We start from the raw sequence: 14490 nt of genomic DNA, 5'->3' as shown, positions 1-14490 counted from the left end.
GGCCACGGCCGACGGTGTGGCGTGGACGGCAGGACTCCCGTGCGGACCGGGGCCCGGCGGGCGGTCAGCGGTCGGCGGGACAGATGTCCGGAGCCGGGCCGAGCGCGTCGCTGGCCACCGGTGCCGGCAGCCCGCAGGCGAGCGCGGCGCGGATCCCGTCGGCGCGGCGGCCGACGTCGTCGAGCAGGTCCAGCGACCGGTGCGTACGGTCCCGCTCGACGTGGTCCACCCGGTCCAGCAACCCGGTGACCGCGCGCCGCTGGCCGGTGACGAACGCGTCGATCGCGTTCAGCCCCGTCACGTCGGCCCGCTGCACGGCCACTGTGGTCAGCAGGCGTACGCCCTGCCGGGTGTCGGCGTCCATGTCGTCCAGGACGGTGCTGAACCCGACCCGGTCGGCACGGACCGTGGCCGCCTCGTCGAGCCGGGTCCGGGCGAAGTCGAGGAAGAGCTGGCCGCGACTCACGTCCGAGCTGGCCAGGGCGAGCTGGGCCCGTTCGGTGGAGCGCTTCATGCCGTAGAGGGCATCGCCGGGCAGCGCGTTCTCGCTGGCGGCGGAGATGCCGGAGAGGGCGATCGCGCCGGCGGCCACCCCGACCAGGATCGCACCCCGGGCGCGGACCCGTCGGCCGGTCGCGGCCGGCAGCAACGACCCGCGTGTGCCGGTGCCCGCCTGGGCGGTCGCCGGTTGCGCCGGGGCTCCGGCCCCCTCCCGCTCGGCGGTGGCGACCAACATCGCGCGCAGGCCGGTGCGGAATTCCGTGTCGACCTCGACGGCCGGTGGGTCGGCCGAGAGCCGCCGGCTCACCGCGACGAGCGCGGCGAGTTCGTCGTCGGACCGGGAACGGACATGGTGCCGTCGGCCGCCGTTAGCCTCGTCGAGGAGCTGTGCGAAGCGCTCGGCACGCCGACGGGAGAAGAGGTCTCTGTCCACCGCAGGCACCCCCTCTCGCTGGTCACGGCCTCCTCGGCCGTCGTCGTCACCAGCGACCGGTGGCAGCATGACGCCGACGGCCGACCGGAACGATCGACCGTGCCCGCCGGACCGGGTGGCCCGGGGGACGCCGGGACAACCACTGGTCGCACCCGGAGAAACGGGCCGCGCCGGTCGGCGGTTACGGGGGCGGCGACCGCTAATCACAAAGAGTGATCGCCGTCACTACTGTGGAGGGGCGCGCACGGTCCACACCCGACGGACCGCCGGGCGGGTGCCGATGAGTTGGGGATCAGGGCTGGAAACCGTCGGGCAGCAACCGGGCCAGGGCCCGGACCGCCCGGTACTGCAACGCCTTGATGGCGCCCTCGTTCTTGCCCATCGCGCGGGCCGTCTCGGCGACCGAGAAGCCCTGCAGGAAGCGGAGCACGATGCACTCGTGCTGCTCCGGGTTGAGCTGCTTGACCGCGGTGAGCAGCGCGACGTTGGTGATGTGCTCGACCACCGCCGCCTCCGGGCTGCCCTCGGGCCCCCGGTCCTCCCGATCGGCGTCGAGCACGTCGCCGGTGGTGACCTCCAGCCGGTACCGCCCCGACTTGAAGTGGTCGGCGACCAGGTTGCGGGCGATGGTCACCAGCCAGGCGCCCAGGTCCCGCCCCTGCCAGGTGAAGCTGCCGATCCGCTTGAGCGCCCGGAGGAAGGTGTCGGAGGTGAGGTCCTCGGCGAGCTGCCGGTTGCCGACCCGGAAGTAGACGAAGCGGAAGACCGTGTCGACGTACCGGTCGTAGATCAGGCCGAACGCCTCGGCCTCGCCGGCCTGCGCCCGCTCGACCAGCGCCCACACCTCGGTCGCCGGGTCGGACGGATCGGGGCGGCTCGGGTAGCCGGTGGCCGGGGCCGCGGCGGCGGGCACCACCGGCAGGATCGCGGTGTCGGCGGCCGGCGAGACGGCTGGCAGTACGGCGGTCTCGGCGGCCGACGGGTCGGCGGTCATCGTGCCGTCGGCCACCCGCCTGCCCTGCGCCGGCATGACCGGCCGGGCCGGGGCGTTGAGCCGGTTGGTGGCGGGCTTCGCGTTGCCGCCGGGCACCGCGGGACGCGGCTGCGCCTCGTTGTGGTGCGAGCGGTTGCGGCCCCGTCGCGTCCCCTCGCCACCCCGGCCCGCGAGACCCCGCAGCTCCTCGGCGGAGGCGCGCGACTCCAGCCGCTCGTTCACCGGTGTCCGCTGGGTCGGGCTGGTCACCCCGGCCGGCCGTTCCGCGTAACCGAACGTGGTCACAGCGCCTCCCCGATCCACGCGGGGCACGGCCGTCCCGGTGTCGCGGCGGGACGGCGTAAGCCCCGGCCGGGCAGAGCCGTTCCGGGACGTGCCGACGGGCGGCAGATCCCCTTGAGGTGCTGGTCCAATGCGCTCACGGGCACGGGGGCCTCCTCGGGCTGAGGGGTGTCGACTCACGGCAAATGGGGTGAGCCGACCCGAGTGATGATAGGGCCAACGTCACCCACGCGTGGCAAGTCCGTTACACAGAGCGGAAGTATTTCTCGTCGTTTCGTGTCCATGGCGGACCGGTTGTCCGTCGTGTGCGGTTGACTTTCACGTCGGAGTTGGGTCTTGAGTGGAAACTCCTGGTCGGAGCGATTTGCGTAGCGCCTTCGGCGTGTCGCGATGCCTGCCCCGCGCGCCGGTGACGGTGGAGAGGTCGCTCGGGTGCTGTGCGCGTAACCTGGCCCGGGTCAGGCCGCCGACCCGGATCCGCACGGAGGTACCCGATGTCCAGTGACCCCCGACTCATCCTGATCACCCGGCCCGGCTGCCACCTGTGCGAGGACGCGAAGGCGGCGCTCGACCGGGTGGTGGCCGTCACCGGTGACCGCTGGATCGAGAAGGACGTCACCGACGACATCGAGCTGGAGCGCGAGTACGGCGACCGGTTGCCGGTGGTGCTGCTCGACGGCAAGGAGCACGGCTACTGGCGGGTGGAGGAGCAGCGGCTGCTGCGGGACCTGACCACGCCGCAGCTCTGACCGGCCCCTTACAGTGCAGCGATGACCACTGCGCGACGCCACCTGGTGTGGGACTGGAACGGCACCCTGCTCGACGACCTCGACCTGGTGGTCCAGGCCACCAACGTGGCCTTCGCCAGCGCCGGCGGTCCGGTGGTCAGCGCCGGCGAGCACCGGGTACGGTTCCGCCGGCCGATCGCCGACTACTACGCCGAGATGCTCGGCCGGGCGATCGACGAGGAGTCGTTCGGCCAGCTCGACCGGATCTTTCACGACGCGTACCGGGCCGGGCTGACCAGCTGTGCCCTGGCCGCCGACGCGACCGCCGCGATCGGCTCCTGGCCGGGCAGCCAGTCGCTGCTGTCCATGTGGTTCCACGACGAGCTGGTCCCGACCGTCCGCACGTACGGGCTGACCCCGCACTTCAGCCGGGTGGACGGGCTGCGGGCCGCGGTGGGCGGCGGGCACAAGGCCGAATGGCTGGCCAAGCACCTGGCCGAGCTGGGGCTCGGCGGCCACGAGGTGGTGCTGATCGGCGACTCGTTGGACGACGCCGACGCCGCCGGATCGGTCGGCGCCCCCTGCGTCCTCTACACCGGCGGGCTGTCCGACCCCACCCGCCTCCGCAACTCCGGCCACCCCGTCGCCGACACCCTCACCGCCGCCGTAACCCTCGCCCGCACCCTCCCCTGACACCGACGCGGTTGCCGCCCAGCTGTTGACCAAGAGATTTGCGTCGAGGATTCGCGTGAACCAGACGCAAACCTCTTGATCAACGCACTAGGACGGGGCGCGGAGGTGGGTCAGGACGGCCAGGACTCGGCGGTGGTGGGTCGTGGCGTCCTGGGGGAGGTCCAGCTTGGTGAAGATGTTGCGGACGTGTTTCTCGACGGCGCCGTCGCTGACCACCAGGGCTTTGGCGATGGCGGTGTTCGAGCGGCCCTCGGCCATCAGGGCCAGCACCTCGCGTTCGCGCGGGGTCAGGGCGACGAGCGGGTCGTCTCGGCGGCGGCGGACCAGCAGCTGGCTGATCACCTCCGGGTCGAGCACCGTGCCGCCGGCGGCCACCCGGTCCAGCGCGTCCAGGAACTCGTCGATCGCGGCCACCCGGTCCTTCAGCAGGTAGCCGATCCCGCCCCCGCCGGCCCCGCCGGTGGTGGCCAGCAGGTCGTCCGCGTACGACACCTCGACGTACTGGGAGAGCACCAGGACCGGCGTACGCGGCACCCGCCGGCGGGCCTCCACCGCGGCCCGCAGCCCCTCGTCGGTGTGCGAGGGCGGCATCCGGACGTCCACCACCGACACGTCCGGCCGGTGCGCCACCACCGCCTCGACCAGGGCGTCTCCGTCCCCGACGGCCGCCAGCACCTCGTGTCCCGACTCGGTCAGCAGCCGGACCAGCCCCTCCCGGAGCAGTACGGCGTCGTCCGCGATCACTACCCGCATGGCTCCGGTGTCTACCATGTCCCCGCCCTTTTCGGCCGGTCCGGCCCGACCGGCCAGGGGGAACCGGCCGTACGGAGGGCGTGCGCCGGTCGGCTCACCGGGGCAGCTCGGCGTGTACCACGGTGGGTCCGCCGGCCGGGCTGGTCACGTCCAGGGTGCCGCCGATGGCGTGTACCCGGTCGGCGATGCCGTTCAGGCCGTGCCCCTTGGCGAGGTGGGCCCCGCCGACCCCGTCGTCCCACACGGTGATGTCCAGCCGGCCGACCCGGGGGGCGACCAGCACCTGGCACGTCCCGGCCGCGCTGTGCTTGGCGACGTTCGTCAGCGCCTCGGCCACCACGAAGTACGCGGTGCTCTCCACCGCCGGGTCCAGCCGTCCGGTGGCCGTACCCAGGTCGTCGTCGACCTGCAGCTCGGTGGGGACCAGGGCGCGGGCGGCGAGGGCGGCCAGCGCGCTGGGCAGCCCCCGGTCGACCAGGATCGGCGGCGCGATGCCCCGGGACAGGGCGCGCAGTTCGTCGAGGGTCTCCCGGGTCTGGGTGACCGCCTCGTCCAGGGTCTGCCGGGCGGCCTCCGGGTCGGCGGCGAGCTGCTGGCGGGCCCGGCCGAGGTCCATGGCGAGGCGGACCAGACGCTGCTGCGGTCCGTCGTGGATGTCGCGCTCGAGCCGGCGCAGCGCGGACGCCTCGGCGGAGGCGGCGGCCCGCTTCTGCTCCTCCAGCGTGGTGATCCGCTGGCGCATCTCCGCCACCCCGGTCAGCAGCAGGCGGGCCAGGCCGGCCTGGAGCCGGGCACAGCCCCGGGCCACCAGCGGCAGGCTGAGCAGGCAGAACAGGCCGATCGCGGTGTTCAGGGCGATCCGTGCTCCGGCGCCGTCGCCCATCCCGAGGAGCTCGCTCAGGTCCTGGTCGCCCGGGCCACGCGGGATCGCCCAGTCGTAGGTGAAGTAGAGGGTGCCGGTGATCGCCAACGCCCACCAGACCAGCAGCACCACGAAGGTGGGCAGCGTCACCAACAGCTTGAGGAACGCGTGCAGCAGGTCGAGCCAGGACTGCGGGTCGCGCAGCGGCACCAGGAGGCGGCGCCAGTAGCCCGACCTCGGCCGGGGCGTCAGGTAGGTGGGTCGGACCCGGGGCTGGCGGAGCACGGCGGGCAGCCGGAACCGTTCGAGATCGGCGAGCAGGCGGGCCGCGTACAGGGTGCCGGCGAGGACGGGCAGGCCGAGCGTGGTGACCAGCAGCCCGGCGGTGAGTGAGATGCCGGTCACGGCCAGCACGAAGCCGACTATCGCCAGCGGCAGGCTGGCCAGCACGTAGCCGGAGTCGCGCATCAGCTGTCCGGCGAGGCCGGGGACCCGGGTGGTGGGAGGGGGCGAGGTGGCCAGCGGTGTGGCTGTCATGCCCCGAGGCTATGGCTCCGCGGCCTGCTCAACCCATCCCGCGGCCCGGCCTCTCCTGGGTGGGGTTCTCCCTACCCCGGGGCCGGACCTGCGCGCCGGCTTTCGTGACACGCCGCGTCCGGGCGCGCGCGATTGGTCAGAGAAGTCGGGATTGAGCAATAATGCCGATCGGCGCGGTTGGCGCGCGGTTTATCGATCTTGCGGGATGGAGGGGCAGGTGGCGGCGCGTCGCGGGCCAGCAAGATCGCGATTTGTGCACCTCTTCACAAGCGCCTACTCTGTAGTTCCGACGCGCCCTGCTAGCACAACCGCCAACCTCGGTTGCCAGCGGGAGTCCCGAAACGGCCGGCCTACGACGCTGGTCGAGGATCGCACCGCACGGAGTCTCATGAGTCAGCACCGTCACCCTGGCGCGCCCGGTCGCGCCGGTGCCGTACCGGCGCTACCGGACCTGCCCGAGGCGACCGTCGCGCGGCTCCCCGAATATCTCCGCGCCCTGCACGCCCTCGCCGACGGCGGTGATGAGACGGTCTCCAGCGAGGGGCTGGCCAACGCCGCCGGCGTCAACTCGGCGAAGCTCCGCAAGGACCTCTCCCACCTCGGCTCGTACGGGACCCGTGGTGTCGGCTACGACGTCGCCCTGCTGATCAACCAGATCGAGTCGGTGCTCGGGCTCACCCAGCGCCGGTCGGTCGCCCTGGTCGGCGTGGGTAACCTCGGTCACGCCCTGGCCGGCTACGACGGCTTCGCCAGCCGCGGCTTCCGGATCGCCGCGCTCTTCGACGCGGACCCGTCCCGGATCACCGAGGAGATCAACGGGCTGGTCGTCCGGCACATCGACGAGCTGCCCCGGGTGGCGGCCGACGAGTCGATCTCGATCGGCGTGATCGCCACCCCGGCCTCGGCCGCCCAGGCGGTGGCCGACCAGCTCGTCGCTGTCGGCGTGACGAGCATCCTCAACTTCGCTCCGTGCGTACTCTCGGTTCCGGAGGGGGTCGACGTGCGCAAGGTCGACCTCGCGATCGAGCTGCAGATCCTGTCCTTCCACGAGCACCGTAAGGCGTCGCTGACCGCGATCCCCGCCGCCGGCGGGTCCGCCCTCACCGCTCTGCCGGGCGGACTCGCGGCCACCGACACCCAGGAGGCGATCGGCACGTGAAACTGCTCGTCGTCGGCGCGTCCTACCGCACCGCCCCGGTTGCCACGCTGGAGCGCCTGGTCGTCCCGCCCGCAGACATCACCCGCACCCTGGACCGGCTGGTCGCCCAGCCCTACGTCGCCGAGGCCGTGCTCGTCTCCACCTGCAACCGGGTGGAGGTCTACGCCGCCGTGTCCGGTTTCCACGGCGGCCTCGGCGACATCTGCGCGGTCCTGGCCGAGCAGGCCGGCGCCCCGCCGACGGCGCTCGCCAACCACCTCTACGTGCACTACGACGCCGCCGCCGTCGACCACGCCTTCCGGGTCGCCACCGGGCTGGACTCGATGGTGGTCGGCGAGGCGCAGATCCTCGGTCAGCTCCGCGACGCCTACCACTCCGCCAGCGGCGCCGACTCCGCCGGCCGGCTGCTGCACGAGCTGATGCAGCAGGCGCTGCGGGTGGGCAAGCGCGCGCACGCCGAGACCAACATCGACCGGGCCGGTCAGAGCGTGGTCACCGCCGCCCTGGACCTGGCCGCCGATCTGCTCGACGGTGACCTGGCCGGTCGGCCCGCCATGGTGGTGGGCGCCGGCGCGATGGGCTCGCTCGGCGTGGCCACCCTCTCCCGGCTGGGCGCCGGGCCGCTCACCGTCACCAACCGCGGCGCGGACCGGGCCGTCCGGCTGGCCGAATCGTACGGCGCGAACGCCGTGCCGATGGCCGAGCTGGTCGACGCTCTCTCCACAGTGGACATCGTAGTGGCCGCCACCGCCGCCACGGAACCGGTCCTCACCCACGACGTGGTGGCCCGGGCGCTGGCCCGGCGGGACGCCGACCGGGGCCCGCTGGTCCTGCTCGACCTGGCCGTCCCGCGCGACGTCGAGACGGGGGTCGCCGAGCTGCCCGGCGTCGAGGTGATCGACATCGACCGGATGGCCGCGATCCTCGCCGACGGCTCCGCCGCCGCCGACGCCGCCGAGGTGACCCGGATCGTCGCCGGCGAGGTCGAGGCGTTCCTCAGCTGGCTGCGCGGCGCCGACGTGGCCCCCACCGTGGCCGCCCTGCGCGGGCGGGCCGACGACCTGGTCACCGCCGAGCTGCGCCGGCTCGCCCAGCGCCGCCCCGACTTCACCGACGACCAGCGCGCCGAGGTGGCCCGCACCGTGCACCGGGTGGTGCAGCGGCTGCTGCACCAGCCGACCGTACGGGTCCGCCAGCTCGCCGCCGAGCCCGGCGGCGACCAGTACGCGGCCCTGCTGCGGGAGCTGTTCGACCTGGAGGTGCCACAGACCTCCCCGGTCGGCACCGTGCCCGACGTGATGGAAGCGGAGATCATCGTGCCGGCTGACACCACCCCGCCCACCGGAGGTGTGCGATGACCGCCCCCCTGCGCCTCGGTACCCGAGGCAGCGCTCTGGCGATGGCCCAGTCCGGCCACGTCGCCGCGGCCCTCACCGCGGCCACCGGCCGCGAGGTCGAGCTGGTCGAGGTGCTGACCGCCGGGGACCGTTCGGCGGCCCCGGTGCACCGGCTCGGCGTCGGCGTCTTCGTCTCCGCGCTGCGGGACGAGCTGACCGCCGGCACCATCGACTTCGCCGTGCACTCGTACAAGGACCTGCCCACGGGAGACGCCCACGGCCTGCACGTGGCAGCGGTGCCGACCCGGCAGGACCCGCGCGACGCGCTGGTCACCCGGGACGGCCGTACGCTCGCCGAGCTGCCGCCCGGCGCCCGGGTCGGCACCGGCGCGCTGCGCCGCATCGCCCAGCTGCACGCGCTCGGGATGCAGCTGGAGGTCACCCCGATCCGGGGCAACGTGGACACCCGCCTCGGCCGGGTGCTCGGCCCGGACGCCGACCTCGACGCCGTCGTCCTGGCCCGGGCCGGTCTCGCCCGGCTCGACCGGACCGAGGTGATCACCGAGACGCTCGATCCGATGCTCATGCTGCCCGCGCCCGCCCAGGGTGCGCTGGCGGTGGAGTGCCGGATCGACGATCAGGACCTGGTCGAGCTGCTCGCGGTGCTCGACCACGCACCGTCCCGCGCCGCGATCACCGCGGAGCGGGCACTGCTGGCCACCCTGGAGGCCGGCTGCAGCGCGCCCGTCGCCGCCTACGGCGTCATCGCCGAAGGCGAGCCGACCGGCGAGGGCGATGTTGTCCAGGAGATCTACCTGCGCGGGGCGGTGATCAGCCCGGACGGTACCCGCGACCTCCGGCTGTCCCGCACCGGAACGCCCGCCGACGCGGCGGAGATCGGTAAGGCACTCGCCGCCGAACTCCTCGAACTCGGCGCCGACTCGATCCTCGGCCAAGAAGGACACGCCGGCCCGGGGACCCAGCAATTTGGGAGCACAGAATGACCCGCACCCGTAAGCCCGTAGGCCGTATCGCGTTCGTCGGGGCCGGTCCCGGCGACCCGGGCCTGCTGACCCGCCGGGCGCATGACGCCCTGGTCGACGCCGACCAGGTGGTGTACGACCGGGGAATCCCCGAGTCGCTGCTCGACCACGTGCGCGCGCAGGCCAAGTCCGACACCCAGTTCAGCCCGGCCGAGGGCGTGCCGGGGGACGTGGCGAAGGTGCTGATCTCCGCGGCCCGCTCCGGGCTGAACGCGGTGCACCTGGTCGCCGGTGACCCGTTCGGCCACGACTCGGTGGTCAAGGAGGTGCAGGCGGTGGCGCGTACCGCCGCGCACTTCGAGGTGGTCCCGGGCGTCGGCCAGGCCGAGGGGGTGGCCACCTACGCGGGTGTGCCGCTGCCGGGGGTGCGGACCGCCGCCGACGTCGAGGACGTCACCACGCTGGACTTCGAAGCGCTGGCCGCGGCCATCAACCGGGGCTCCCTGGCCCTGGCCGTGGACGCCGGCGACCTGGCCGCGATCCGGGACGGCCTGCTGTCCGCCGGGATGGACGGCACCACCGCTGTCGGGGTGACCGGCGACGGCACCGGCGAGACGCAGTACACCACCACGTCGACCGTGGACTCCTTCGTCGCGGCGGCGCTCGGCTTCACCGGCCGGGTCGTGCTCACCATCGGTGCGGGCGTCTCCGAACGCGACAAGCTGAGCTGGTGGGAGAACCGGCCGCTGTACGGCTGGAAGGTGCTCGTGCCCCGCACCAAGGAGCAGGCCGGCGTGATGAGTGCCCGGCTCCGGGCGTACGGGGCGATCCCGTGCGAGGTGCCGACCATCGCGGTCGAGCCGCCGCGTACCCCAGCCCAGATGGAGCGGGCGATCAAGGGCCTGGTCGACGGCCGGTACGCCTGGGTGGTCTTCACCTCGGTGAACGCGGTGCGGGCCGTCTGGGAGAAGTTCGCCGAGCACGGCCTCGACGCCCGCCACTTCGGCGGCGTGAAGATCGCCTGCATCGGCGAGGCCACCGCGGACGCGGTCCGGGCGTTCGGCATCCAGCCGGAGCTGGTGCCCTCCGGCGAGCAGACGTCGGAGGGCCTGCTGGCCGAGTTCTCGCCGCACGACGAGATCCTCGACCCGGTCGGCCGGGTGCTGCTGCCGCGTGCCGACATCGCCACCGAGACCCTGGCCGCCGGGCTCACCGAGCGGGGCTGGGAGGTCGACGACGTGACCGCGTACCGGACCGTGCGGGCCGCCCCGCCACCGGCCGAGATCCGCGACGCCATCAAGTCGGGCGGGTTCGACGCGGTGCTCTTCACCTCGTCCTCCACGGTCCGGAACCTGGTCGGTATCGCCGGGAAGCCGCACGCGCGTACCGTTGTTGCCGTCATCGGGCCCAAGACGGCGGAGACGGCGACGGAGTTCGGCCTGCGGGTCGACGTGCAGCCGCCGCACGCCTCGGTGCCCGACCTGGTGGAGGCGCTCGCCGCCTACGCCGTCGAGCTGCGCGAGAAGCTGGCCGCCATGCCGGCCAAGCAGCGCCGCGGCTCGAAGGTGCAGGGGCCGACCGCGTTGAGGTTCCGGTAGTCGTAGGGAGATTCCCATGCCGTACCCCGAGATCCGGCCCCGTCGCCTGCGCCGCAACGCGGCCATGCGGCGGCTGGTCTCCGAGACCCGCGTCGACCCGGCCGAGCTGGTCCTGCCGATGTTCGTCAAGGAGGGGCTGACCGAGCCGCGGGCCGTCGCGTCGCTGCCGGGGGTGCTCCAGCACTCCCGGGACTCGCTGCGCAAGGCCGCCGTCGAAGCGGTCCAGGCCGGGGTCGGCGGGATCATGCTGTTCGGGGTACCGGCGTCGCGCGACGAGTCCGGGTCGGGTGGCCTCGACCCGGACGGCATCCTCAACGTCGCGATCCGGGACGTCGTCGCCGAAGTGGGCGACGCCTCCGTGGTGATGAGCGACCTCTGCCTGGACGAATTCACCTCGCACGGGCACTGCGGGCTGCTCACCCCGGACGGCACGGTGGACAACGACGCCACGCTGGAGGCGTACGGCCGGATGGCGGTCGCCCAGGCCGACGCCGGGGTTCACGTGGTCGGGCCGTCCGGGATGATGGACGGCCAGGTCGGCGTGACCCGCCGGGCTCTGGACGCGGCCGGCCACCAGGACGTGGCGGTGCTCGCGTACGCGGTCAAGTACGCCTCCGCCTTCTTCGGCCCGTTCCGGGACGCCGTCGAGTCGGCGCTGGAGGGTGACCGGCGCACCTACCAGCAGGACCCGGCGAACCTGCGAGAGTCGCTGCGCGAGGTCGAGCTGGACGTGGCCGAGGGCGCCGACATGGTGATGGTCAAGCCGGCCCTGCCGTACCTCGACGTGGTGTCGGCGGTCCGGGCCGCGGTGAACGTCCCGGTCGCCGCCTACCAGGTCTCCGGGGAGTACGCGATGGTCGAGGCGGCCGCCGCGAACGGCTGGATCGACCGGGAACGGGTGATCCTGGAGGCGCTCACCTCGATCCGCCGGGCCGGCGCGCAGATCATCCTCACCTACTGGGCGGTCGAGGCCGCCCAGTTGCTTCGCCAGCGTTACTGACCGGCGGCCCAACGGATCCCCGGGCGCCTGGCCGGTGTCCTGACAGTGGACACCCACGATCCCGTGGGCGGACCCTGGTCAGGGAGGCGCGAGATGGGTGCATGGCGGAGGCTGGCGCTCGGGTCGGCGGTGGTCCTGGCGGCGGGGTGCACGACGACGCCCTCCGCGACGCCGGACACCCCCACCGGCGCGAGCGCGGCGACCGGGTGCGGGTCGCGGATCGAGACGGAGGCCCTGCCCGACTGGGCGGACGCCGGGTTCAGCGGGGACACCCGGGTCCCGCACGTCTTCGGCGCGAAGGGCGAGATCGTCGCGGTGCTGTTCGGCCATCCGCTGACGGCGGACCGGCAGGACGGCGCCAACAACAAGATCCTCTGGGTTGCCCGGCGCGCCTCGACGCCGGCCGATCCGGCGGCGTCGGCCGATCTGGTGATCACCGCGTTCCTGGACGGCACCGACACCCGGGTGAGCCGGGAGGTCACCGGCGGACCGGGCCCGTCGATCATCGACCTGCCGCGGTCCGGCTGCTGGCATCTCGACCTGCGCTGGTCCGGGCGCACCGACACGATGGATCTCGTCTATGCCGACGGCCGGGCCACGGCGAGCGGCACCTGAACCGGGGGCATCGGCGGTGGAGCCGGCCGCGCCCGTGCGGACCGGGCGTCAGGCCAGGCCCAGCCAGCCGAGGCTGACCAGACCGGCGACCAGGCAGTAGACGCTGAACGGCGTGAGGGTGCGGGTCTCGAAGTAGCGGGTCAGGAACTTGACCGCGGCGTACGCGGAGAGGCCGGCCGCGACGCTGCCGGCCAGCACCTGCCCGCGGATGCCGGCGCCAAGGTCCCCGAACAGGTCGGGCAGCTTGAGCACCCCGGCGGCCAGGATCACCGGGGTGGCCAGCAGGAAGGAGAACCGGGCCGCGTCCTCGTGGGTCAGCCCACGCAGCAGGCCGGCGGCCATCGTCACGCCGGAGCGGCTGATCCCGGGCAGCAGGGCGAGGATCTGGGCGCTGCCGACCAGCACCGCCCCGCGGATGCTGCCGGCCGCCAGCCGGTGGTCCGACGCCAGGTCGACGGCGGCCTGCGACCCGGCGGGTCCGCCGACCGCCGCCGAGGCGTACGTGGTGGCGTCACCGTCGGGGCCCACCAGCACCGGCACCGGGTCCCCGGCCCGGGCACCCGCCGGCTCCGCCCGGGCGGCCCGCCGGCGCAGCTGTTCGGCGCCGAACAGCAACAGCCCGTTGATGGTCAGGAACGCCGCGGCGGGCATCGGCCGGCCGAGCACCGTACGGAAGGTGTGCTCCAGCGCCAGTCCGGCCAACCCGACCGGGATCGTCGCCAAGATGATCATCCAGGCCAACCGTTCGTCCGGACCGGCGACCCTGCGGTGGCGCACGGAGGTGACGAAACCGCGGATGATCCGTACCCAGTCGCGCCAGAAGAAGACCAGCAGGGCCAGGGCCGTCGCCACGTGCAGCCCGACGACGAACGCCAGGTACGGCGACTCGGGGGTGGACACGTCCAGGTCGCGTGCCCAGCGGCCACCGATCAGCGCCGGCAGGATGACGCTGTGCCCGAGGCTGGACACCGGGAACAGCTCGGTCACCCCCTGCAGGGCGCCGATGACGAGCGCCTCCGGATAGGTCAGGCCGTGCGACATGGTCTCTCCTCGGGCGCGTACGGGCCGTGATCGTCGGGCCGGTCCGGGACGCGGTGCCCCGGGCCGGCACAGGGAACAACGAGTTCGGCCGCGGGAGGCCACCGTCGCGCGCTTCAGCCTGCTCTCAGCAAGTGGGTGGAAGTTTGCCGCGTATGACGCTGAACACACAAAGCGACCCACCGCGACTGCGGCAGATGATGAACAAGGTTCCGGAGGTAACCGTCTATTTCTGGATCATCAAGGTCCTCTCGACCACCGTAGGTGAGACCGCGGCGGACTTCCTCAATGTCAACCTCCACCTCGGCCTGACCGGCACCACCCTGATCATGGCGGTCGCGCTGGCCGCCGTACTCGTCTGGCAGTTCCGGACGGACCGGTACGTGGCGGGGATCTACTGGCTGGCGGTCGTGTTGATCAGCATCGTCGGCACGCTGATCACGGACAACCTGACCGACAGCCTCGGTGTGCCGCTTCCGGTGAGCACCGTGGTGTTCGCCGTGCTGCTCGTCGCGACCTTCGTCGTCTGGTACCGCAGCGAGGGCACGCTCTCGATCCACTCGATCGTCACCTCGCGGCGGGAGGGTTACTACTGGGCGGCGATCCTGTTCACCTTCGCCCTCGGCACCGCCGCCGGCGACCTGCTGGCGGAGGGTCTCGATCTGGGGTATTGGCGCTCGGGGCTGATCTTCGCCGCGCTGATCGGCGTGGTGGCGTCCGCGTACGCCCGGTCGTGGATGAATCCGATCCTGGCCTTCTGGATCGCGTACGTGCTGACCCGCCCGCTCGGCGCGTCGCTCGGCGACTATCTGTCCCAGGCCCGTGACGACGGCGGTCTCGGCCTCGGCACGGTGATCACGAGCGGAGCGTTCCTGGCGGCGATCGTGGTCCTGATCGTCTACCTCGGTGTGACGAAGCGGGACGCCCCGGTGCCGGTAGCCACGCCGCACCGGAACGCCGTCGCGCGACGGCGGTGA

Annotated in this window: 14 protein-coding genes; 9 read left to right on the top strand and 5 right to left on the bottom strand. The window is 73.1% G+C overall.

Features of this window, described 5'->3' with window-relative positions; translation table 11 throughout:
• Window positions 1-64: 64 nt before the first annotated feature.
• Window positions 65-934, bottom strand: a complete 870-nt coding sequence (locus ACIRG9_RS18105) for a DUF5667 domain-containing protein (RefSeq protein WP_402856868.1) — start codon at window positions 932-934, stop codon at window positions 65-67.
• Window positions 935-1226: 292 nt separating this feature from the next.
• Complete coding sequence (locus ACIRG9_RS18100) at window positions 1227-2111, bottom strand: ECF subfamily RNA polymerase sigma factor, BldN family (RefSeq protein ID WP_402857120.1); 885 nt, start codon at window positions 2109-2111, stop codon at window positions 1227-1229.
• A gap of 593 nt (window positions 2112-2704) precedes the next feature.
• On the opposite strand from ACIRG9_RS18100, the gene ACIRG9_RS18095 reads away from it, so the two are divergent.
• Both ACIRG9_RS18095 and ACIRG9_RS18090 read left to right on the top strand, forming a co-directional pair.
• Window positions 2705-2959, top strand: coding sequence for a glutaredoxin family protein (locus tag ACIRG9_RS18095; RefSeq protein WP_402856866.1), 255 nt, complete (start codon window positions 2705-2707; stop codon window positions 2957-2959).
• A gap of 21 nt (window positions 2960-2980) precedes the next feature.
• A complete protein-coding gene (locus ACIRG9_RS18090; RefSeq protein WP_402856864.1) occupies window positions 2981-3631 on the top strand; it encodes an HAD family hydrolase in 651 nt (216 codons plus the stop codon).
• Window positions 3632-3718: 87 nt separating this feature from the next.
• On the opposite strand, the gene ACIRG9_RS18085 is transcribed toward ACIRG9_RS18090, so the two are convergent.
• Window positions 3719-4384 (bottom strand): LuxR C-terminal-related transcriptional regulator, encoded by a 666-nt coding sequence (locus ACIRG9_RS18085; RefSeq protein WP_402857118.1) that lies wholly within the window; start codon window positions 4382-4384, stop codon window positions 3719-3721.
• A 94-nt stretch (window positions 4385-4478) separates the two neighbouring features.
• Window positions 4479-5783, bottom strand: a complete 1305-nt coding sequence (locus ACIRG9_RS18080; RefSeq protein WP_402856862.1) for a sensor histidine kinase — start codon at window positions 5781-5783, stop codon at window positions 4479-4481.
• A 388-nt stretch (window positions 5784-6171) separates the two neighbouring features.
• Here ACIRG9_RS18080 and ACIRG9_RS18075 point away from each other — a divergent pair, with 388 nt between their 5' ends.
• The 6 genes from ACIRG9_RS18075 (at window position 6172) to ACIRG9_RS18050 (ending at window position 12475) form a co-directional block, all read left to right on the top strand.
• Window positions 6172-6942: a redox-sensing transcriptional repressor Rex gene (locus ACIRG9_RS18075; RefSeq protein ID WP_402856860.1), complete on the top strand. Its 771-nt coding sequence runs from the start codon at window positions 6172-6174 to the stop codon at window positions 6940-6942.
• Window positions 6939-8300: a glutamyl-tRNA reductase gene (locus tag ACIRG9_RS18070; RefSeq protein ID WP_402856858.1), complete on the top strand. Its 1362-nt coding sequence runs from the start codon at window positions 6939-6941 to the stop codon at window positions 8298-8300. Before ACIRG9_RS18075 ends, ACIRG9_RS18070 begins: the two co-directional genes overlap by 4 nt.
• On the top strand, window positions 8297-9283 hold the full coding sequence (hemC, locus tag ACIRG9_RS18065) for a hydroxymethylbilane synthase (RefSeq protein ID WP_402856856.1): 987 nt from the start codon (window positions 8297-8299) through the stop codon (window positions 9281-9283). Before ACIRG9_RS18070 ends, hemC begins: the two co-directional genes overlap by 4 nt.
• The gene (locus ACIRG9_RS18060; protein ID WP_402856854.1) at window positions 9280-10860 is read left to right on the top strand and encodes a uroporphyrinogen-III synthase; all 1581 of its coding nucleotides are present in this window, start codon (window positions 9280-9282) and stop codon (window positions 10858-10860) included. The genes hemC and ACIRG9_RS18060 overlap by 4 nt, the downstream gene beginning before the upstream one ends.
• 16 nt (window positions 10861-10876) lie before the next feature.
• Window positions 10877-11860 carry a porphobilinogen synthase gene (gene hemB, locus ACIRG9_RS18055; protein ID WP_402856853.1) on the top strand — a complete coding sequence of 328 codons (984 nt, stop codon included), beginning with the start codon at window positions 10877-10879 and terminating at the stop codon, window positions 11858-11860.
• Window positions 11861-11953: 93 nt separating this feature from the next.
• The gene (locus ACIRG9_RS18050) at window positions 11954-12475 is read left to right on the top strand and encodes a hypothetical protein (protein WP_402856851.1); all 522 of its coding nucleotides are present in this window, start codon (window positions 11954-11956) and stop codon (window positions 12473-12475) included.
• Window positions 12476-12523: 48 nt separating this feature from the next.
• On the opposite strand, the gene ACIRG9_RS18045 is transcribed toward ACIRG9_RS18050, so the two are convergent.
• Window positions 12524-13516 (bottom strand): undecaprenyl-diphosphate phosphatase, encoded by a 993-nt coding sequence (locus tag ACIRG9_RS18045; RefSeq protein WP_402856849.1) that lies wholly within the window; start codon window positions 13514-13516, stop codon window positions 12524-12526.
• A 194-nt stretch (window positions 13517-13710) separates the two neighbouring features.
• Here ACIRG9_RS18045 and ACIRG9_RS18040 point away from each other — a divergent pair, with 194 nt between their 5' ends.
• Window positions 13711-14490 (top strand): hypothetical protein, encoded by a 780-nt coding sequence (locus tag ACIRG9_RS18040; protein WP_402856847.1) that lies wholly within the window; start codon window positions 13711-13713, stop codon window positions 14488-14490.

Source organism: Micromonospora sp. NPDC093277, assembly GCF_044765245.1.
Taxonomy (GTDB): domain Bacteria; phylum Actinomycetota; class Actinomycetes; order Mycobacteriales; family Micromonosporaceae; genus Micromonospora.
Note: the sequence above shows the minus strand (reverse complement) of the source record. Positions and strands in the feature narration are given on the sequence as shown.